Below are 570 nucleotides of genomic sequence, written 5' to 3' on the forward strand. Positions count from 1 at the left end.
TGGTGATCGTGGGCATGGGGTGCCGTTTCCCCGGTGGTGTGACCTCGCCCGAGGATCTGTGGCGGTTGGTGGCCGATGGCACGGACGCCATCGGCGACTTTCCCGCCGACCGGGGCTGGAACCTCGACAAGCTGTACGATCCCGACCCCGAGCACAAGGGGACGACGTACACCAGGCGCGGCGGATTCCTGTACGAGGCGGGAGAGTTCGACGCCGACTTCTTCGGCATGAGCCCCCGTGAAGCCCTCGCCACCGACCCCCAGCAGCGGCTGCTCCTGCAGATCACCTGGGAGGCGCTGGAGCGCGCCGGCATCGATCCGCACACGCTGAAGGACTCCGACACAGGTGTCTTCATAGGCGCCATGTACGACGACTACGCGGCGCGACTGCGCACCGCTCCCGAGGACGTCGAGGGCCTGCTCCTCGCGGGCAATCAGTCAAGCGTGGCGTCGGGGCGGATCGCGTACGTGCTGGGGTTGCGGGGGCCGGCGCTGACGGTGGACACGGCGTGTTCGTCGTCGTTGGTGGCGTTGGATCTCGCGGTGCGTGCGGTGCGGTCGGGGGAGTGCT

The 570-nt window shown here is 68.6% G+C and carries 1 protein-coding gene; it reads left to right on the forward strand.

What is annotated here, in order from left to right:
* The coding region (locus ACTWQR_RS55955; RefSeq protein ID WP_443235049.1) for a beta-ketoacyl synthase N-terminal-like domain-containing protein at positions 1-570 on the forward strand (570 nt) is incomplete at both ends.

The sequence above is a fragment of the Streptomyces sp. 2A115 genome (assembly GCF_052245575.1).
In the GTDB taxonomy this organism is placed as follows: Bacteria; Actinomycetota; Actinomycetes; order Streptomycetales; family Streptomycetaceae; genus Streptomyces.